This is a genomic window from Paraburkholderia sp. Ac-20340, assembly GCF_017104965.1.
Lineage (GTDB): Bacteria > Pseudomonadota > Gammaproteobacteria > Burkholderiales > Burkholderiaceae > Paraburkholderia.
In genome coordinates this window covers 272886-291852 of record NZ_JAAGPR010000002.1, presented here as the reverse complement: position 1 = coordinate 291852, position 18967 = coordinate 272886, and the positions used below count along the sequence as shown (strand labels likewise).

Below are 18967 nucleotides of genomic sequence, written 5' to 3'. Positions count from 1 at the left end.
AGGCGGCGAGGCACGTCTGGGACGTTGCTGCCGGCAATCCCGTAATGTTTAGACAGGACGAGGTAAGGGGCACCCGAAGCCCGCATGATAGTATGGCCGCCCGCGCCGTCGCGAGCATCCGCGATGCCTGCCTGCGCGGCGCTTCATCATGCATTAACCTTCGCGTTCCATGTGCTGCACAGAGCATGGGGCGCGCACCGCAGAGTCCATGATTCAGGATAACGAACACAGCGACCAGGTCGCACGCGAAGGACACGCCGGGCACGATGCTGCACGGCCGCTTGTTTCGATGCTGCTGATCACCTACAACCAGGCCGGCGTGGTCGCCGATGCCATTGCGGGCGCGCTGGCGCAGACCTATTCGCCGCTCGAAATCCTGATCTCCGACGACTGCTCGAGCGACGACACCTGGTCCGCCGTCGAAGCCGCCACGCGCGACTATCGCGGCCCGCACCGCCTCGTCCTGAACCGCAACGAACGCAATGCCGGCATCACCGGGCATCTTTCGCAACTGGCGGCGATGAGCAAGGGCGAGTTGCTGGTGGTCACGGCCGGCGACGATATTTCCACGCCCGATCGCTGCGCGCGTCTGGTCGAATGCTGGAACGGGCTTGAGCGGCGGGTGGATCTGATCGCTTCCGATCTGGTGGAGATCGACAGCGCATCGCCCGATGCGGGCCGTATCGCGCCGACCGATCTCGGCCAGTACCGCAACTTCGACGACTGGCTGCGCGAGCGTCCGTGGGTCGTGGGCGCTTCGCACGCGTGGTCGCGGCGCCTGTTCGAGCGTTTCGGGCCGATGCTGCCGGGCGCGATGGCCGAAGACCAGATCATGACGTTCCGTGCGGTGATGACGGGCGGCGCGTACAGCTTGCGCGAGCCGCTGGTGCGCTACCGGCGCGGCGGTTTGTCGGGCAAGAAACGCTATCGCAGCGTCGAGCAGTTCGTCGCGCGCGTGAAGCTCACGACGGCGTTTGGGCTGGCCGAATCGGCGCAATTCCAGCGCGATGCGGAAATCGCCGGTGTCGCCGATGAAATGCGCGCGTTGCTGGTGCCGAAACTCGCGCGCGAACACTATGCGCGCGATGTGTTCGCGGTGGCGGGGTTGGGGGCGAAGCTCGGTTTGTTGATGCGCACGAAGGGCGTCAAGCTGGGCTTCAAACTGCGCATGTTTCTCTATGCCGCGTGCCCGTGTGTGTATCGGCCGTTTTTTGCGCTCCGCAATCGTGTGAAGTGAGCGTGAGAAGCGAGCGCGTGAAGCGCTAGCCGTACCGCCCTGTCATCGGCGCTTAGGTGCCGGATTGATCGGCCGGTGCGATTTCGAGCAGTATCACGTGATCGGGGACGTCGACGGTGAGCGAGTGCTCGCCCGTATGACTCGCGACAGGCGATGCCGCGACGAGCGGATCGTACACGTCGACGCGCTGCGCCTGCGCACCGAATTCGAGTTCGACGCGGGCCGGCGCAGCGGTAAGCGGCTTGCCCGTCGCGCGGTCCCAGATCAGCGTTTCGTTCCAGAGCGCCAGCACAAAGCGGCCATCCTTTTTCTGCAGCAGCAGACTATTCGCCGATACCGGCATATCCCGCAGCGTATAGGCGAGCGTGTCGCCGGCCACGGCTTTGGCGCGCTGCGTCTTGCTGGCATTCAGAATCGTCGTGAGATTGCGGATCGCCTGGGCGGACGGCTTCGGGCTGTTGTCGTTGCGAAACAGGCCGTAGTGCATTTCGGCGTTCTTGTTTTGCGGGTCTGGCTTCTGGTCGAGCAATTCGTAGATGTAAAGCCGTTTGACGCCCGCCGCCGCTGCATCCATATAGCCGTTCAAAATGCCTTTGGCCTGCGTCGGTTCATCGACGCCGAGCATGTACCAGCCCGATTGCGGCATCGAAAAATAGCCGAACTCGGTGATCACGAGCGGCATCTGAAATTTCTCGCCGACATGAAGAGCCGCCGCCATCCAGTGGTCGCCGTTTGCGTTCCAACTCGGCTGCTCGCCGTTTTGCGGATAGAAGTGGGCGTTGGCGAAATCGGCGGAATCCGTGCGCGTTTCGACTGACTTCGGGTTGTAGCCCGTCACATCGTAGACCGGCACGCCCGCGAGTTGCGGCGTGGCGCGCACGCGCGCATAGAGTTCGCGCTGCGCGGCGAGCCCCGCGGCCGCACCCGTGAGGCCTTTATAGGTCACGGGGAAATTATCGATTTCATTGAAACCTTCGATGGCCGCGATGCTGCCAGGCACCGCGCTATTGAGTTTCACGGCGTTCGCGATCGACTCCTCGAAATTCGCGCCGGTGAGGAAATTGAATTTGATGCCGCGCTGCGCGAGATAGACATAACTCGAAAACGGCACCGCAGCGACCGGCGTGAAATCGCGCACGTGATGAATGCCCAGCCACGCCATATCGTCGGCGACGTTGTGCACGTTCGCGTAGGCGCCGTCGGTGTAATTGACGTGCGTGTCGACGGCCAGCGTCTGGATGAACGTGTCGACCGGCATCGCGCGAACGGCGCTTCCAGCGCTTCCTGCATTCACCGCCGATGCGCAGACGAAAGCGCAAAGCAATACAAACAGGCTTGCGGCGCTGCGCCTGCTTGGCCAGTTCAATGACTTGGGCCGCTTGATCTGCCGCGGGCGTTGCGAACCGTGCTGGCTGGCCTGAAGAGAAGACCGGAGGGGATGCATTGCGCGTTCCTTGCGTGCCGAGATAGCCGGTCGGCCTGCTGCGCCTGATGCCCGAATCTCGACGGTTCTGCCGCCGCAAATGCGGCAATTGCAGCGCATTGTGATCTCAAACCCGCGCGGATGTGTGTGCGAAGGCGAACAGATCGATAGCACGCGCAAGGATCAGTCTGTCAATCATTATGATCAATTTCAATTGATCATACGGATACCTAATTAAATATCGGAGCGATGTTTCTCTAGCGATGGGCGATCCGGTCTATGTGCGCGAGCGCACACACAGAAGAAGCCCAGGAGAAGGAAAACCCTGTGTTTCGAGGCGTGCCGATGCAGCGACGCAAAACGCAGTGACGAATGCAGACCATTGGTGGGATTGCGCACGGTTTGGCGATCGTTCGCACCTTAATGTGATGTCGTGGCCTGTCAGGGAGGGCCGTCTGAACGAGAGGTCCGCCTGAGAAACGGATCGTGCGGTCGCTCCCGGCAGACGATCTCGTCGGACCACAAAAGTCTGACGAACACGACACGCACTTGGGGCAGGGACATGTCAGATCTAACACAAGGGTTTCAGGCGGCACCGCGCATCCCGTTGACGCAGCGCGCGGTCGATGTCGTGCTGATCGTGCTGGGTGCTATTTGCGCCGTACACCTGAACCTGAATTTCGCGTTATTCGGAGCGGCGCATCACCCCGACCCGACGCTGGTGGCGTTTTGCGCAGCACTCGCATTGTCGGTATTTCCTGCGTGCGGAACCTATGGTTCGCGTGGCAGCCGTTCGATTTTCAGCGTCGCGGGCCGCACTGCGCTGGCGTGGCTCGCGGTACAGCTTTGCGGTCTCGTGCTGCTTTACGCGATTCATCGCGATCATCTGCTGCAGTTGCCGTGGTTCATCTACTGGACGCTGACCACGGGCATTTCGCTGATGGCTTCGCACACGCTGTTTCTCTCGGAATTCAGCGTATTGCGGATGACGCACGCGTGGTGGCATCGCGAGACGATCGCGCTCGAACCGCGTGGCGCAGTCCGCCCCGCAGTGGCCGGACGCCTGCTCAAGCGCGTGTTCGACATCGTGGCGGCCATCGCGGCGCTCATTCTGCTTTTGCCGCTGTTTGCGGTGTTGACGGTGATGGTCAAGCGCGATGGCGGACCGGCCTTCTTTGGACATACGCGCGTAGGCCGTCACGGCAGGAAGTTCCGTTGTTTCAAGTTCCGTTCGATGGTGGTGAATTCGGAACAGGTGCTGAAGGAGCTGCTCGCGAGCGACCCGCAGGCGCGCGCCGAATGGGAGCGCGAATTCAAGCTGAAGAACGATGTGCGCGTGACGACGATTGGCCGCTTTCTGCGCCGCTCGAGCCTCGACGAGTTGCCGCAGGTCTGGAATGTCCTGCGTGGCGAGATGAGTTTTGTCGGCCCGCGCCCGATCATCGATCAGGAACTGGCGCGCTACGGCGACGCGAGCAAGTACTACCTGATGGCGACGCCGGGTATTACGGGCTTGTGGCAAGTGAGCGGTCGCAACGATATCGATTACGCGACACGGGTTGCGCTCGACGTTTCCTATGTGGAGAACTGGACCTTCCGCAAGGACATCGGGATTCTTCTCAAGACGGTTGTCGTGGTGGTTCGCGGTAAAGGCGCCTATTGACTCGTGGACTCGCGGACTCGCGAGCAGCGAGCAGCGAGCGGTGCAGGTTAGCGGTGGGGAAGCGTGCAGGAAGTTCGCCAGGCATTTCGCGTATCCGGGCCACACGGTATGACCCGGAACGCGAGGAACGTGATTGGGGGTTGTGATGGAACTGAACGCGATGAATTCGATCGAGCTTGCGCCCGGACGTCTTGCGAAAGGCGCCGGTATGGCGCGTGCCCTGCGCTGCGGCGCCGTGCTTGCGGGCTGGCTGGCGCTAGCCGCGCTGAGCGGCTGTGCGCTCGCGCCGGGCATGTCATACGATTCGCCGAAGAACGGCGGAGCGCAGACGAACGCGACTGCGGGCACCGGCGTGCCGGACAGCGTGGTCGCGAAGGGCTTTGCGGGCGCGCCATCCGGCAAGCTCGTGGAAATCACGCGCGAACTCGTGGATAAAGAGGCTGCGGCGCGCCCCAAGGGCATTCCCCATGACGTGGAAAAGCTCTTTGCGAAGGCGGCGCCCTATGAAATTGGCCCGGGCGACATTCTGAGCATTGTTGTCTGGGATCACCCCGAGCTGAATCTGCCGACCGGTGGCGCCAGCGGCGACGGCCCGACGGGCGCGAGTTCGGTCGCGCCGGGCTACACGGTCGATACCAACGGATTTATTCAGTATGCCTACATTGGTCCGGTGAAAGCGGCTGGCCAGTCGGAGATGAGCTTGCGCGAAGTGCTCGCGCAGAAGCTCGCGAAATACGTGCGGCAGCCGCAGATCACGGTGCGTATCCAGACCTATCGCAGCAAGCGCGTCTATCTCGACGGCGAGGTCAAGACGCCAGGCGTGCAGGTGCTCAACGACCGGCCCATGACGCTGCCCGAGGCGATCAATCGCGCAGGCGGATTCACGAGCAATGCCGATCGCTCGCACGTGGCCGTGACGCGTGGCGACACCACCGTCGATGTCGATATGCCCGCGATGATACGCAAGGGTTTCAATCCCGACCGCATCATCCTCGGTGACGGCGACCTCGTGCGCATCTTCGCGCAAACCGACAGCAAGGTTTTCGTGGTCGGCGAAGTCGAGCGTCCCGGCGGCGTGACCTTCAACAACGGCCGCATGTCGCTCAACGAGGCGCTGGGCAATGCGGGCGGCATCAACCAGTCGTCGGGCGACGCCTCGCAGGTCTACGTCGTGCGTGGCCGCGATACCACCCAGCCGGTCGTGTTCCATCTCGACGCCAGCAGCGCGGCTTCGATGGCGACCGCCGATTCATTCGAACTCAAGCCCAACGATGTCGTGTTCGTCGATACGTCTTCCCTCGTGAAGTGGAGCCGTGTCATCAGCCTGATTTTGCCAACGACCCAGGCTGCGGCGGCAACGCGCGCGGTGGGCTACTGATGGCCGCATGAATGCGTATCGCGCCAGCCGGCGCGTTCGCTACGGAGAGGACAAGATGAAGCCGCGCGACTATATGCTGGACGGACCTGCCGAAGCGGCCATGCCGCTGCCACCCGACGGCGGGCACATGAGCAATCTGCTCGATACGCTGTATGCGGGCCGCAAGACGATCCTGATCGCCACGGCGGTCTGCACGCTCGCGGGCAGCCTCTATGCGTTGCTGGCGACGCCTGTCTATGAGTCGGACATGCTCATTCAGGTGGAAGAGAGCCCGAACGCCGCGAAATCCGCGCTGGCCGAACTGTCCTCGCAGTTCGCGATCAAGACGGGCGCCTCGGCGGAAATGGAAGTGTTGCGCTCGCGCATGGTGGTGTCGTCGGCGGTGAATGCGACGAAGCTCTATATTCAGGCCACGCCGCACTATTTCCCGGTTATCGGACGCTGGGCGGCCCGGCATCTGGTGCTGAGCAGCTGGTCGGGCTGGGGCGGCTACGCGTGGGGCGACGAAGCGATCGATGTCACGCAGTTCGACGTTCCGGCGCGTCTGCAGAACCGGCCCTTTGTGCTGACCTATCAGGGCGACGGCGCGTACACGCTCGAAAACGGCGGCATCAAACTCGAAGGGCGCGTGGGCGAAGTCCTGCATGCGCCGACCGTGGGCGGCTCGATCGACCTGGCCGTTGCGCGCATCGACGCGCAGCCGGGCACGATTTTCAACGTCAAGCGGCAGTCCGAACTGAGCGCGATCCAGAACCTGCAAACTGCGCTGGCGATTTCGGAGAAGGGCAAGGAGTCGGACGTCATTGGCGTGCAGCTCGACGGCGAAGATGCGGTGCTGACCAGCACGATTCTGAATGCGATCGGCAACGAATACGTTCGCCAGAACGCGCAGCGCACCCAGGAAGAAGCCGAAAAGCAGATTGCCTTCCTCGACAAGCAACTGCCTTTGCTCAAGATCCAGCTCGAAAAAGCCGAGAACGAATACAACTCGTTCCGCTCCGAGCATGGCGCCGTGAACCTTGGCGCCGAAGCCACGGCACTGCTGCAAAGTTCGGCGCTGGCGCAGCAGCGTATCGCCGATCTGCGCCAGCAACGCGCGCAGCTGATGGCCCGTTTCACCGACGACAACCCGGCACTCGCCGCCGTTGACGGTCAATTGGCCGAGGCCGTGAAATCGCTGCAACAACTGGCTGGGCAGACCCGTGCGCTGCCGCCGGTGGAGCAGCAACTCGTGCGCCTGCAGCGCGAGGTGACGGTCGATACGAACATCTACACGAACCTGCTGAATAGCCGCGAGCAACTGCGTCTGCTCAAGGCGGGCCGCGTTTCGAATGTCCGCATGATCGACGAAGCCGTGCCGGCCGAAGGGCCGATCCGTCCGAAGCGTGCGGTTCTCATGATCGCGGCGATGTTTACGGGGCTGTTCATCGGCGCGGCGATCGTGCTGATGCGTCATCGCCTCAATCGCGGCGTGTCGGTGGTCGACGAAATCGAAGTGGGCACCGGTCTGGCCGTGTATGCCGCCGTGCCGCGCAGCCGCATCCAGTATGGGATGTCGCGCCGTCTGCCGCATGGGCAGGCCGGTGCGAATACGGTGCTGGCCCACACGGCCATGTTCGATCCGGCGGTCGAAAGTCTGCGCAGTTTCCGCAGCGCGCTCGAACACTCGATGCAGACCGCCGCCAATCGCGTCGTGCTGCTGGCCGGGCCGACGCCGATGGTGGGCAAGTCGTTCGTGTCGATCAATCTTGCGGCGGTGTTCGGCGCGTCGGGCAAGCGCGTGCTGCTGGTCGACGCCGATCTGCGGCGCGGCTCGCTCAATCACCATATGTCGGTGCCGAGCATGCCGGGCGTGACCGACATCGTGGAGCTTCGCGACGGCTTCGAAGCGCTGGTGCACGACAACGTGATGCCGGGCGTCGACTTCGTCGCGACAGGCGGCTATGTCTCGAATGCCAGCGAACTGCTGCGCGACAGCTCGTTCCAGCATTTCGTCGATTGGGCCAATGCGGCCTATGACATCGTGCTGATCGACGCGCCGCCCGTTTTGCCGGTCGCGGATGCCGGGATCATCGGCAAGCTGGCGGGCACGGTATTCGTGATCGCGCGTCAGGGCGCGACGAGCGTGGCCGATCTGCGCGAATCGGTGCGCCGCTTCGAGCAGGTTGGCGTGCCGATTCGCGGCGTGATCTTCAACGATATGACGTCGCGGCCCGGGCGCTACGGCAACGAATACGCCGCATACGGCTATTCGAGCTACGGTTTCCCCAAGGACGCGAACGGAGCCGGACACTGAGCGTTCGCGGCAACGCCGCTCGGGATCGTCGTCACGCTTGATCGTCAGCGAGTCACCCAGCCCGCCCGGCACGCCGCGGCGGGCTTTGTTTTTTTGCGTCTGCGCGAACTCGCGAGTCATGAGCGACGGCGAACATTCGGTCAGACGAAGTTCGATCACACTGGGCTTTAAATGAATCGCACTGTGCAAATAGCGCGGTGTAGCTCGAAGAAACCGGCGCCGTGTCGCGATCGCTTCGCATGCGGATAAAGCCCGGTCACGAGCGACGCTTAGGACCAATTCGATGAAACCCGCTGCCAACCTGCTGATCAATGGCCGTTTTCTCGGCCGCCGCGCGACAGGCGTCGACCGCTTCGCGTTCGAAACGCTGCGCGCGCTCGATCAGATGATCGAGTTGGATGATCCGCTCGTTGGCGCTCTGCGCACCGAGATCGTCGTGCCCGAAGCGCTGGCCGGCATCGCGAATCCGTTCCGGCATATCGCGCTGCGCGCGAGCGGCAAAGGCAGCGGCGTGCGTTGGGAACAGCTTGGCTTGCCCACGGCCGCGCGCGGCCGGCTGCTGCTCAATCTCTGCAACTCGGGGCCGTTGCTGTACCGCCGGCAGATCACCGTGCTGCACGACGCAGCACCGACGCGTGTGCCCGAAAGCTACAGCCGCTCCTTTGTCGCCTGGTATCGGCTGATGGCGCCGAGTCTCGGCCGCGTGTCGCAGCGCGTGATTACCGTATCGGAATTTTCGCGCCGCGAGTTGTGCGAGGCGTACCGGATTCCGGTCGCCAAGATCGGCGTGGTGCCGGAGAGCGGCGAGCACATGTTGCGCGTGCAACCGGATGACAGCCCGGCGACCGCCGCATTGAACGAGCGTCCCTTCGTGCTCGCGGTGGGCAGCACGAACCGACACAAGAACTTCCAGCTCGTCGCCGATGCCGCGCGTCTGATCGGCGACGCCAGGTTCGACATCGTCGTGGTCGGCGGCGGCGATGCCCGCGTGTACGGAGCCGGGCCGGATGCGTTGCCCGCCTTCGTCAGGCATCTCGGTTACGTGAGCGATGGCGAACTCGCGGCGTTGTACCGGCGTGCAGCGTGCTTCGTCTATCCGTCGCGTTATGAAGGTTTCGGGCTGCCGCCGGTCGAAGCGCTGGCGCTCGGCTGTCCCGTGATCGCTTCGTGCCTGCCGTCGGTGCAGGAGGCTTGCGGCGACGCGGTGCTCTACACCTCGCCGGATGATCCCGTCGATCTGGCCAACCTGCTCACGCGCGTCACCGGCGACGCGGTGTTGCGCGCCAGGCTGCGCGAGCGGGGACGGACGCGCACCGCTGAACTGACCTGGCGCGCGACTGCAGTCAAACTGATCGAGGAGATTTCGCCGTGGCTAATGTAACGCTTGCGTCGAACCTCGCTAACGATCCGCGTCGTTTCGGCCGTGTCGCCCTCGTGCACGAGTGGCTGGTGACCTATGCCGGATCGGAAAAAGTCGTGGAGCAGATTCTCCAGCTCTTTCCTCAAGCCGATCTGTACAGCGTGGTCGATTTTTTCCCGGAATCGCAGCGTAGCGTGCTGGGCGGCCGGCGCGCCACGACCTCGTTCATTCAACATCTGCCGCGCGCGCGCAAATCGTTTCGCAGCTATCTGCCGTTGATGCCGCTGGCGATCGAGCAGTTCGATCTGTCGTCCTATGACCTCGTCATTTCGTCGAGCCATGCGGTGGCCAAGGGCATTCTGACCGGGCCGAATCAGGTGCATGTGAGCTACGTTCATTCGCCGATTCGCTACGCGTGGGATCTGCAGCATCAATACCTGAACGAGGCCGGTTTGCAACGCGGCGCGAAAAGCTGGATCGCGCGTGCGCTGCTGCATTACATGCGCATCTGGGACCAGCGCACCGCGCATGGCGTGGATGCGTATGTGGCCAATTCGGCGTTTATCGCGCGGCGTATTCGCAAGGCCTACGGTTGCGATGCGACCGTCATCTATCCGCCCGTCAACGTCGAGCGTTTCGAACTCGGCGAGCAGCACGAAGACTTTTATCTGATCGCCTCGCGCATGGTGCCGTACAAGCGCATTCCGCTGATTGTCGAAGCGTTTGCCGCGATGCCGTCACGGCGTCTCGTGGTGATCGGCGACGGTGTCGACTTCGAACGCGTCAAGGCACACGCCACGCCGAACGTGACGGTGCTCGGCTATCAGCCCGACGATGTGCTGGTGGATTACATGCAGCGTGCGCGCGCCTTTGTTGTCGCGGCGGAAGAGGACTTCGGCATTTCGGTGGTCGAAGCGCAGGCCTGCGGCGCGCCGGTCATCGCGCTGGGGCGGGGCGGCTCGCGCGAGATCGTGGTGGAGTCGCCCGATCCCGAACGCGCGACGGGGCTGTTCTTCGCCGAGCAGAGCGTGGCCGCGATCGTCGATGCGGTGGAGCGCTTCGAGCGCCAGGCGCCGCTCAAGCCGGAAGTCTGCCGCCGCAACGCGATGCGCTTCACGGAAGAGCGCTTCAAACAGGAATTTCTTGCGGTCGTCGAGCGGGCGATCGATGCGGAAAAAGGCATTGCGGAAGCGGCGCCGGTGGCTCGGCGCTGGCATTCGGCCTGAAATTCGGGCTGAAACTCGGCCTGAGATTCGGTCTGAAGCGGCACGAGCGGCACGACAACGACATCGTTCCCGCGCAATGCAGGGTGAACGGATTGGGGGTGAGGCATGACCATTGCAGGACTCATCGTGTTCGCCATCGGACTGGTGGCGCTCTACGCGTCGTATCGCTGCGCGATCTATTCGATGGCGGTGTTCGCGCTGTTCGGCGCGACGCTCGCGCTCGGCCTGGGCAGCATCGGTGTGTTGCCCGCCCAGCTATTTCTCGCGTTCTTCGTGATCCGCGCGTTCAATCTCGCCGGCGGCAAAGGGCTCGCCGACGCCGTGACGATCGACAGGCCGGGCTTCTGGCTGCTGTGCACCTGCGTGTGGGGCGTCGCGGGCGCCATCGTGTTGCCGCGCCTGCTGAGCGGCTCGACGCTGGTGTTTCCCGTCGATCGCAGCAGCCAGGAAATCCTGCTGCGTCCGCTCGGGCCCGTTTCCGGCAATCTCTCGCAGGCGGTCTATTGCGTGAGCGATGTGGTCGTCTATTGCGCGATGTACGCCTTCCTGCGATTTCGCGGTGTCTATCGCACGCTGGCCAACGCGATTTTTCTGCTCACCTTGCTCAACGTGTTCGCCGGTGTGATCGATATCGTGTCGCACGCCGCCGGGATCGATGCGCTATCGGTCCTGAAGACCGCGCAGTTTGCCGATTTGACCGGCGAGGAAATGGGCGGCCTGGTTCGCATCAGCGGCACGTTCCCGGAAACCTCGGCGTTTTCGGCGTTTACGCTGCCGCTATTTGTCTTTTGCCTGAATCTCTGGATTGTCGGCTATCGCGCGAAAGTGGCCGGCACGCTTGCGTTTGCGTCGGGAATGCTATTGCTGCTGTCGACTTCCGGCACGGCTTATGTCGGCCTCGGCGTGTATCAGGTCGTGCTGCTGATCAGCCGGCCCGGCGTCATTTCGCGTGTTGCCGCGGTGCGCAAGCAGCGCTTGTGGATCGTCGGGGCGTGCGTCGGCGTGCTGGTCGCGCTGTACGTCGTGCTGTTTCTGCCGCGAGTCGTCACGATACTCAGCGACTTCGTCAACGAAGCGGTCATGAACAAGGCCGGGAGTTCATCGGGCGTCGAACGCATGGGCTGGAACGCGCAGGGCGTCACCAACTTCCTCGATACCTATGGGATCGGCGTGGGTCTGGGCAGCATTCGCGCGTCGAGCTTTCTGGTGGTGGTGCTGGCCAATCTCGGGATGGTGGGCGTGGTGTGCTACGGCACGTTCCTCGCGCGGTCGATACTTTCGCCCGTGCCCAGGCACTATCCCTTTACCGAGCGTGCAGTCAGTTATGCGTCGCGGCACGCCATGATCGCGACGTTGATCGTGGCGTCGGCTTCGGCCGGCGTGTTCGAGTTGGGTTCGTGTTTCTATATATTTGCGGCCGCAGCGGGCGCACTGTCGGCGCGAGCGCCGCGGCGTGTGCCTGTGAGCGGACCTTGGGTTGTCAGGGGGGCTCATGAATAAGGTTCACGCGAAGTTGTCGAAGGTCGAATTGCTGGCGGTGTATTTTTCGTACGCAGTACGTTATCTCTATCCGCTCGTTCTGGTGCCTTACTACGGCCGCGTGCTGGGCGCGAGCGGCTATGGCATGGTGCTGGCCGGCATGTCGCTGTCGAGTTCCCTGTGGCTGCTGGTGAACTTTGGATTCTCCACGGTCGGCGCGCGCGATATCGTTCACACGGAGCAGCCCGGCGAGCGCGATACGATTTTTCGCGATCAATTTACGGCCCGGCTTTTGTTATGCATTCCCGGCATATTGATCGGCGCGATTGCGGTCTGGCGCTCGGAGGCGATTGCCAGCGTGCCCGGCGCGGGACTCTTTGTGGTGGCAGGCGGGATTCTGGCGGCCTTCAATATCGGCTGGTATTTCACCAGCACGGGACGCGCACGCACGAGTGTTTCGATCGAAGTGTTCGGGCTGCTGCTTTCGCTGGCCCTGCTGATTTCCTTTATTCATAAGCCCTCGGATATCGACCGGGTATTCCCGCTGACTTTCCTCTCAGGCCTGATCCAGACGATCGTTGCGTACTGGCTCGTGCGCAAGGAGTTCACGGGTTTCATCGCGCCGGTGCGCGCGGCGCTCAATCTGATCAAGCGATCGTCGGTGATCTTCATCTACAGCAGCACGGCCGTCCTGCTGCTGGCGGTTTCCACCTACATGCTGTCGTTGCTGGCTTCGCCCGCCGAGGTGAGCGCCTTTGGCGTCTCGGAGCGCCTGGTCGCCGCCGGCATGAGCATCATGGCGCCCGCCGCGCAGATTCTGGCGCCGAAGGTCATGTATCTGGTGACGCGCAACAAGGCGCAGGCCAATCTGATCGCGCGCAGGATTTTTGCGGTTTTCTTCGGCGGTGCGGTGCTGGGCGTGATCATCACGACGCTGTTCTCCGGGTGGCTGATTCCGCTCGTACTGGGCGCGGAATTCCGCCCGGCGGTTCAGGTGCTGAACATCATGGTGTTCGTCCTGCCGGTTGGCGTCTGCACGCGGGTCGTGGGCATCTATTTCCTGATTCCGCGCAAGCTCGAACGACTGCTGGCCTGGAGCGGCGTGATCGGCGCGCTCGTGAACGTGGCGGTGGCGATTCCGCTGGCCAGCTATTGGGGCGCTTCCGGGATGGCTTTGGCGCGACTGATCTCGGAGTGCTCGCTGCTGACGATCCTCGGGTTCGGCATCTGGCGCGCGGGACTCATGCGCGAGATCGTCGGTATCGAAAACGAAGTCTCACTGCCGACGCGCTTCAGCCGGCTGGGCCGCTGGCTCGGGTGAGGCTGTGATGCGGCTGCGTTGCGGCTGCAGTGCGGCTTTGGCGCGGCTGAAAGCGCGCGAGCGATGTGCATGCGTGCGCCAGGTAGCAGTGTGAACGCTGCCGTGTCCGTACCATGCCGTCGCATGGACAGGCTGGATGCCCGCGCGGTGAGATCGCCGCGAGAACGCGCTATCGAATGCGCGCCGGGCAATCCTCCGGCTTCGGGGAAAACTTGCAAAGGTCGACGAGGTAAGCGATGGATTCGAGCGTCAGTTCGCGGGCAGACGTGGGCGTTACGTTCAAGCCAATGGAGCCGCGTTGCGCCGGCGAGGCGCCCAAAGTCTGCGTGATCTTTCCGACGCGTGGCCGCGCGGAGATTCTCAAGCAGGTGGTCGCCTTCGTCGAATGGCAGACGGTGAAGCCGGACCTGATCATCGTCTCGTGCGTGAGCGACGACGATGTGGGCGATCTGGCGACCCATCGTGGCCTGATGGTCATCAAAGGGCGTCCCGGCAGTTCGGCGCAGCGCAATCACGCGTTCGATCATGTGCCCGCCGATATCGATGTCGTCGTGATTCTGGACGACGATTTCCTGATGCACCGCATGTGGATCGCCGAAGTGCTCAAGGCGTTCGAGAGCGATGCGTCGATTGCCTGCGTGACGGGCACGGTGATCGCGGACGGCATTCACGGCCCCGGTTTCTCCTACGAAGAAGCCCGCGCGATGGTGGGGCAGGTGGGCGAGCTGCCGCCAAGCTTCATCGTGGCGCCAACCGGCGGTCCTTACGGCTGCAACATGGCGTTTCGCGCCAGCAGCATTGCGGGCCTGCGTTTCGACGAGCGCCTCGTGCTCTACGGCTGGCAGGAGGATCGTGATTTCGGCGGCCAGATCTGGAATCAGGGCGATCGGGTCGTGCGCATCAATACGGCGCTCGGCGTGCATCTGGGCGTGAAGCGCGGGCGCGTGTCCGGGCGCAAGCTGGGCTACTCGCAGGTCATCAATCCGCTTTATCTGGTGCACAAAAGGACCATGCCCTGGCGCGATGCGGTGCGCCACGTGGCCCGCAATGTCGCCAGCAATGTGTTGCGCAGCTTCGCACCGGAGCCGTGGATCGACCGGCGCGGGCGTCTGAGCGGCAACGTGATCGGCATCTGGGATTTCATGCGGGGAAGGTTGACGCCGGAGCGCGCCGAGCGGCTGTGAGGGACGCGCCGTTTCATGCTGTTGGTACGACGCTTTGATTCGAATAACTTATATAAAAGGCTAGCCAGGGGGAATCCAGTGAAGATATTTGTCATCAACCTCGATAAATCCGTGGACCGGCTGCGTCATATGACTTGCCAGTTGGACCGGCTCGGTTTCGCATGGGAGCGATTCCCGGCTTTCGGACCGGCGCAGGTCGAAGACTCGGCGAAGGATCTGGCCTTGCCGCTGCTGCGCGGGGCGTGCACGACGCCGGAAAAGGGTGTGGCGCTCAGTCATTACGCGATCTGGACCATGATGCTCGACGAAGGCATCGAGCATGCGCTGGTGCTGGAAGACGACGTTCATTTTTGCCACGACGCGAAGAAACATCTCGAATCGATCAACGAGAAAATCACGCACGGATTGCGTTACGACATCATCAAGATCGAGACCTTTCTCGCAGGCATATTCGTCGATCGCGAAAGCGTTCCTCTGGCCGATCAGACCAGTTTGCACCGGCTGCGTAGCAATCACGGCGGCGCCGCCGCCTACATCATTTCGCGCGAAGGCTGCCGCAAGATGATCGCGCGCCTCGCGACCGCCGATCGTGCCATCGACCTGGTGATGTTCGATGGCGATCTGGAGGATATGCGGGTCTTCCAGCTGCATCCCGCGCTTTGCATTCAGGATTTTCTGCGCAAACAAGGCAAGACGGGCATGGTTTCCACCGTGGGACTGGAGCGCTCCGAAAGCGACGAGCGATCGGCCTGGCTGGATAAACTGAAATCGCCGTTTCGCGGCGGCTATTACTTTGCCCAGACCTTGCGCGTCTGGGGCGACGGCCAGATGAAAATCCGTTCGCGCTACAAAGACCAGATCTGAGATGCGGGTGTGCGATGAAAACCCTGGCGTTCAACGGTAAATTCTTCGGCGCGGCGCCCACCGGCGTGCATCGCGTCGCCGAGCAACTGGTGGCCGCTACCGATGCCTTGCTGGCGGAACAAAGCCGCCAGAGTGGCGATTGCGTGCTCGTTGTCAGAGATCGTGTCGATGTGCCGCTTTTCCACCATATCGCCTGTGTGCGCGAAAGCGCGTGGGCCCGCAAGATGCACAGGATTGCGTGGGAGCAGTGCTATCTGCCGTTTGCGCGACGAGACGATTTCATTCTCAACCTCTGCAATCTGGGGCCGGTTTTACATCGCAATTCCGCCACGCTGATTCACGACGCCCAGGTTTATTCCGCGCCCGATTCGTATTCGCTGCCGTTCCGCTTGTGGTATCGGCTGCAATTCTTTTTCATCGGCAAGCGGCACAAGCTTATTTTCACGGTATCGGAATTCTCGAAACGCGAACTCGTTCGCTATGGCATTGCCCGCGCCGACAAGATCGTCGTCGTCCACAACGGTTGCGATCACGTTCAGCAGATCCCGCCCGATGACCGCCAACTCGCGCTACTCGATCTGAAACCGCGGCGTTATGTGCTGGCGCTCGCGAATACCCAGAAGCACAAGAATGTCGGCGTGCTGCTCAAGGCGTTTGCGAGCGCCGCGCTGCAGGACATCGAACTCGTGCTGTTCGGCGGCGCGACGCAGGCGGAATTCGAAAGCCTCGGTCATGTCGTGCCGCCCAATGTGCGCTTTACCGGCCGCATCAGCGATGCGGAACTGGTCGGTCTGATGATCAACGCCGGTGTGCTGGCATTTCCTTCGCTGACCGAAGGATTCGGTCTGCCGCCGCTGGAGGCGATGACATTGGGCTGTCCGGTGGTCGCGGCGCCGTGCGGCGCGCTGCCGGAAGTGTGCGGCGATGCCGCGCTCTACGCCGATCCCTCCGATCCCGATGCGTGGCGCGAGCGCCTTCTAACCGTGCTCGATAACGCAGACGTGCGCGAGGCGCTGGTTGCGGCGGGGCGCCGCCAGGCTGGCGGTTTTACCTGGACACAGGCGGCGCGCAATCTATTCGATGCGGTGAACGCTGCGCGCCGGGCGGCTTAGGGTTTCGTTCAAAGGTCCTGGCCCTGGCGCAAAACCAGGGCGATGCGGCCCGGACGTTTTGCGTTCGGGCCGCGCATCCCCCCGCGTTTATCGCTTGATCAGCGACTTCACCTGGCGCAGACCGTCAATGGCGACAGCCTTGGACCGGTCGATCCATTCCGAACTTCCCGGTGGCCGGGGTTTCAGCCCCAGCTTGCGCATGTAGTGGTTGGCGCGATACGTATCGCCATATCGCCGCGGGAATTCCATATTCAGACTGAGCGAGATCGACACGTTGTCGTGGTTTTGCACCCAGTGCGCGCCATGCGTGGGGATATGCACGGCATCGCCGGGATGAAGCGTGAATTGCGTGGCGAGCTTTTCGGCGTGCGGCTTGTAGGTTCCGGCATTCATCGCGCCGGAATAATACTGTTCGAGTTCTTCTTCGGTGGTCACCGTGCGATCCGTCGGGTCGCATACCCAAAGATCTTTCGATCCCTGGATCTGCACCAGAAAATTCACTTCGGCGTCGAAGTGAAACGGCGTCTTGCGCCGCGGTGACGTGATGAACACCAGCATTTCGGCATTGCTCAACAGCGCCGATCCTTCCGGGCCAGCCACGTCGCGCACGAAGGCCTCGTACTCGTTGAGCAGCGCCTTATAGGCCGGATTGACTTCGACGTGTTTCATCACGAGCCACGCGCCGGCCGTTTCGATACGGTCGATGATCTCGGGGATCGTCATATTGGGCCGGGGCGTGCTGCCCCATTTGTCGGCCAGCGTGAGATCGCCCGCATCGACATAGACATCGCCCTTGCGTTTGCAGGCCTCCTCGGCCACTTTCGCGAGCGCGTCGATCGTGAAGAGCGGATGACCGGCAAGCGGGTGGTGTGCCGCGAATGCCATGTTGTGCAGCTCGCGCCGACATTGCGCAAGAGGAGCGACCGTGCGCCAGGCGGTGTGGGACCGGGCGGGAAAGTCTGTGAGCAACATGGATCTTTCTCCAGAAAGTAAAAGAATCGCAGCCTTAAAAACCCAACCTGCCGACAAGACCGAAGCTGCTGCGCCGGCGCTGAAATCGCAGTGCCGGCGCACTCGTTGCACGAGGCTACGCGCTCAGCGTTTGACGATCCGTCTCACTGCATTCAGCGGTGATTTGAACCGGTTCAGCGGTTCGTGAACGACTTCCGAAAAGGTCTGCGGATGCGGATGTTCCAGCGTCGACATGACCTTTCTTTTCACTCTGTCACGCAGCGGCGATACACCGGGCGATACGGGATGCAGCCCCATCTTGCGCAAAATATAGTTGGCCTGATAAACCCTTGCGCGGCGTTCGAGCGACTTCATGCAATAGCTGATGCTGATGCTCACCGAAATATTGTTGTCGTTCTTCACCCAATGCGGCGCCAATGACGGATGGTGAACGACTTCTCCCGGCGACAAGCGAAAGATCGTGCCGCGATCCTGCAACTGCTGACGATAATGCGCGGCTTCGAAGTTGCCGCCGTAATAGCGTTCTATTTCCTGATCCGGGACCAGCTCGCGATCGGTCGCCGGGAACAGGCAGACATCTTTCGAGCCTTGTATCTGGAAGAGAAAATTGGTTTCGTGATCGATATGGAAAGGCGTGGCAATCATGGGCGAGGCGATGATCAGCGTCATCGTTCGCCATGTCATGTCCCTGCGCAGCGGAAAATCGGCAAGGTCCTCGAGTTCGGCCGTCACCTGATCGAGCACCTGCGCATACTCCGGGTCGTAGTGTTGCGCTTGAGTGAGTTTGATCCATGTCGTGCTTTCGCCAACCAGGGAAAACGCCTCGTCCAGTTGATTGCTATGGGGCATCGCACTGAACTTGGTATCCAGCGAGCCGTGTTTGAAATTGATCGCGCAAAAGTTGCCGTTGCGATCCATCATCCGTTGCGCGACCTGCCTGATTCTGGGAATTTCGAATAAACCGCTTTGATGCAGGTTATGGTTGAATTTAAAAGAATGAAGATTGAATTTGCTTTTGAACTCATTCTTCGACGCTTTAAGAACATTATCGTCCGGGGAGCATTGGAGTAATTCTTCTGTCCACGCAGCATCATCGCCAGTTATCGACATGGCAGCCTCACAGGTTGGGGAAGACCTGTCTACAGGCTACTAGCGTGGTTATGCCGCTCATGTTCGTTGTCGAACACCAGCCTTCCGTTGCTTACCCGGAATTTCCCTGTCTATCACGCTTTATTAAACATCATCGGATTGAGTGTATTCAGTTCGTAAGCGCACATTTGGCAGATAGTCAGAATAGTAAACGGAATGCAAATAACGTTATGGACAATGTCGGAATTCGAAATTGAATGAATGTATTTTCAAATTCGTGTCGGGATTTTTCGGAGTAGAGAAAAACGAATACGGGCAGTCGCCGCTGGCGATCTGCCCGTACAGCGCGCGATGACTGCGCGT

15 protein-coding genes are annotated in these 18967 nt (G+C 61.9%); 12 read left to right on the top strand and 3 right to left on the bottom strand.

What is annotated here, in order from left to right; genetic code table 11:
- Window positions 1-208 precede the first annotated feature (208 nt).
- Entirely contained in the window at window positions 209-1237 is a 1029-nt protein-coding gene (locus tag G3N59_RS04245) for a glycosyltransferase (RefSeq protein ID WP_205981301.1), read from the top strand.
- A gap of 52 nt (window positions 1238-1289) precedes the next feature.
- On the opposite strand, the gene G3N59_RS04240 is transcribed toward G3N59_RS04245, so the two are convergent.
- Window positions 1290-2495, bottom strand: a complete 1206-nt coding sequence (locus G3N59_RS04240; RefSeq protein ID WP_205981300.1) for a calcium-binding protein — start codon at window positions 2493-2495, stop codon at window positions 1290-1292.
- Here G3N59_RS04240 and G3N59_RS04235 point away from each other — a divergent pair.
- From G3N59_RS04235 to G3N59_RS04185, 11 genes are all read left to right on the top strand, one after another.
- Window positions 2476-2658, top strand: a complete 183-nt coding sequence (locus G3N59_RS04235; RefSeq protein WP_205981299.1) for a hypothetical protein — start codon at window positions 2476-2478, stop codon at window positions 2656-2658. The genes G3N59_RS04240 and G3N59_RS04235 overlap by 20 nt on opposite strands.
- 603 nt (window positions 2659-3261) lie before the next feature.
- Window positions 3262-4323: a sugar transferase gene (locus tag G3N59_RS04230; protein WP_346777850.1), complete on the top strand. Its 1062-nt coding sequence runs from the start codon at window positions 3262-3264 to the stop codon at window positions 4321-4323.
- Between the two features lie 160 nt (window positions 4324-4483).
- Complete coding sequence (locus G3N59_RS04225; protein ID WP_241023177.1) at window positions 4484-5701, top strand: polysaccharide biosynthesis/export family protein; 1218 nt, start codon at window positions 4484-4486, stop codon at window positions 5699-5701.
- Window positions 5702-5756: 55 nt separating this feature from the next.
- Window positions 5757-7997 (top strand): GNVR domain-containing protein, encoded by a 2241-nt coding sequence (locus G3N59_RS04220; RefSeq protein ID WP_205981296.1) that lies wholly within the window; start codon window positions 5757-5759, stop codon window positions 7995-7997.
- 283 nt (window positions 7998-8280) lie between these two features.
- Window positions 8281-9378, top strand: a complete 1098-nt coding sequence (locus G3N59_RS04215; RefSeq protein ID WP_205981295.1) for a glycosyltransferase family 1 protein — start codon at window positions 8281-8283, stop codon at window positions 9376-9378.
- Window positions 9366-10583 (top strand): glycosyltransferase family 4 protein, encoded by a 1218-nt coding sequence (locus G3N59_RS04210; protein ID WP_205981294.1) that lies wholly within the window; start codon window positions 9366-9368, stop codon window positions 10581-10583. The genes G3N59_RS04215 and G3N59_RS04210 overlap by 13 nt, the downstream gene beginning before the upstream one ends.
- Window positions 10584-10688: 105 nt before the next feature.
- Window positions 10689-12083: a hypothetical protein gene (locus G3N59_RS04205; protein ID WP_205981293.1), complete on the top strand. Its 1395-nt coding sequence runs from the start codon at window positions 10689-10691 to the stop codon at window positions 12081-12083.
- The gene (locus tag G3N59_RS04200; protein ID WP_205981292.1) at window positions 12076-13383 is read left to right on the top strand and encodes an oligosaccharide flippase family protein; all 1308 of its coding nucleotides are present in this window, start codon (window positions 12076-12078) and stop codon (window positions 13381-13383) included. Before G3N59_RS04205 ends, G3N59_RS04200 begins: the two co-directional genes overlap by 8 nt.
- A gap of 236 nt (window positions 13384-13619) precedes the next feature.
- Window positions 13620-14567: a glycosyltransferase gene (locus tag G3N59_RS04195; RefSeq protein WP_241023176.1), complete on the top strand. Its 948-nt coding sequence runs from the start codon at window positions 13620-13622 to the stop codon at window positions 14565-14567.
- Between the two features lie 78 nt (window positions 14568-14645).
- Complete coding sequence (locus tag G3N59_RS04190) at window positions 14646-15431, top strand: glycosyltransferase family 25 protein (RefSeq protein ID WP_205981290.1); 786 nt, start codon at window positions 14646-14648, stop codon at window positions 15429-15431.
- 14 nt (window positions 15432-15445) lie between these two features.
- The gene (locus G3N59_RS04185) at window positions 15446-16543 is read left to right on the top strand and encodes a glycosyltransferase family 1 protein (protein ID WP_205981289.1); all 1098 of its coding nucleotides are present in this window, start codon (window positions 15446-15448) and stop codon (window positions 16541-16543) included.
- Window positions 16544-16630: 87 nt separating this feature from the next.
- Here the strand turns inward: G3N59_RS04185 and G3N59_RS04180 are convergent, their stop codons facing one another.
- Both G3N59_RS04180 and G3N59_RS04175 read right to left on the bottom strand, forming a co-directional pair.
- Window positions 16631-17428, bottom strand: a complete 798-nt coding sequence (locus G3N59_RS04180; RefSeq protein WP_205981288.1) for a cupin-like domain-containing protein — start codon at window positions 17426-17428, stop codon at window positions 16631-16633.
- Window positions 17429-17638: 210 nt separating this feature from the next.
- The gene (locus tag G3N59_RS04175; RefSeq protein ID WP_205981286.1) at window positions 17639-18625 is read right to left on the bottom strand and encodes a cupin-like domain-containing protein; all 987 of its coding nucleotides are present in this window, start codon (window positions 18623-18625) and stop codon (window positions 17639-17641) included.
- Window positions 18626-18967 lie beyond the last annotated feature (342 nt).

Bases quoted from the DNA above. Each gene is read 5' to 3' on its own strand.
- G3N59_RS04235 (WP_205981299.1), top strand. From the start codon at position 2,476: ATGAACGTGTCGACCGGCATCGCGCGAACGGCGCTTCCAGCGCTTCCT.
- G3N59_RS04200 (WP_205981292.1), top strand. From the start codon at position 12,076: ATGAATAAGGTTCACGCGAAGTTGTCGAAGGTCGAATTGCTGGCGGTG.
- G3N59_RS04205 (WP_205981293.1), top strand. From the start codon at position 10,689: ATGACCATTGCAGGACTCATCGTGTTCGCCATCGGACTGGTGGCGCTC.
- G3N59_RS04215 (WP_205981295.1), top strand. From the start codon at position 8,281: ATGAAACCCGCTGCCAACCTGCTGATCAATGGCCGTTTTCTCGGCCGC.
- G3N59_RS04220 (WP_205981296.1), top strand. From the start codon at position 5,757: ATGAAGCCGCGCGACTATATGCTGGACGGACCTGCCGAAGCGGCCATG.
- G3N59_RS04175 (WP_205981286.1), bottom strand. From the start codon at position 18,625: ATGTCGATAACTGGCGATGATGCTGCGTGGACAGAAGAATTACTCCAA.
- G3N59_RS04245 (WP_205981301.1), top strand. From the start codon at position 209: ATGATTCAGGATAACGAACACAGCGACCAGGTCGCACGCGAAGGACAC.
- G3N59_RS04240 (WP_205981300.1), bottom strand. From the start codon at position 2,495: ATGCCGGTCGACACGTTCATCCAGACGCTGGCCGTCGACACGCACGTC.
- G3N59_RS04180 (WP_205981288.1), bottom strand. From the start codon at position 17,428: ATGGCATTCGCGGCACACCACCCGCTTGCCGGTCATCCGCTCTTCACG.
- G3N59_RS04225 (WP_241023177.1), top strand. From the start codon at position 4,484: ATGAATTCGATCGAGCTTGCGCCCGGACGTCTTGCGAAAGGCGCCGGT.
- G3N59_RS04185 (WP_205981289.1), top strand. From the start codon at position 15,446: ATGAAAACCCTGGCGTTCAACGGTAAATTCTTCGGCGCGGCGCCCACC.
- G3N59_RS04195 (WP_241023176.1), top strand. From the start codon at position 13,620: ATGGATTCGAGCGTCAGTTCGCGGGCAGACGTGGGCGTTACGTTCAAG.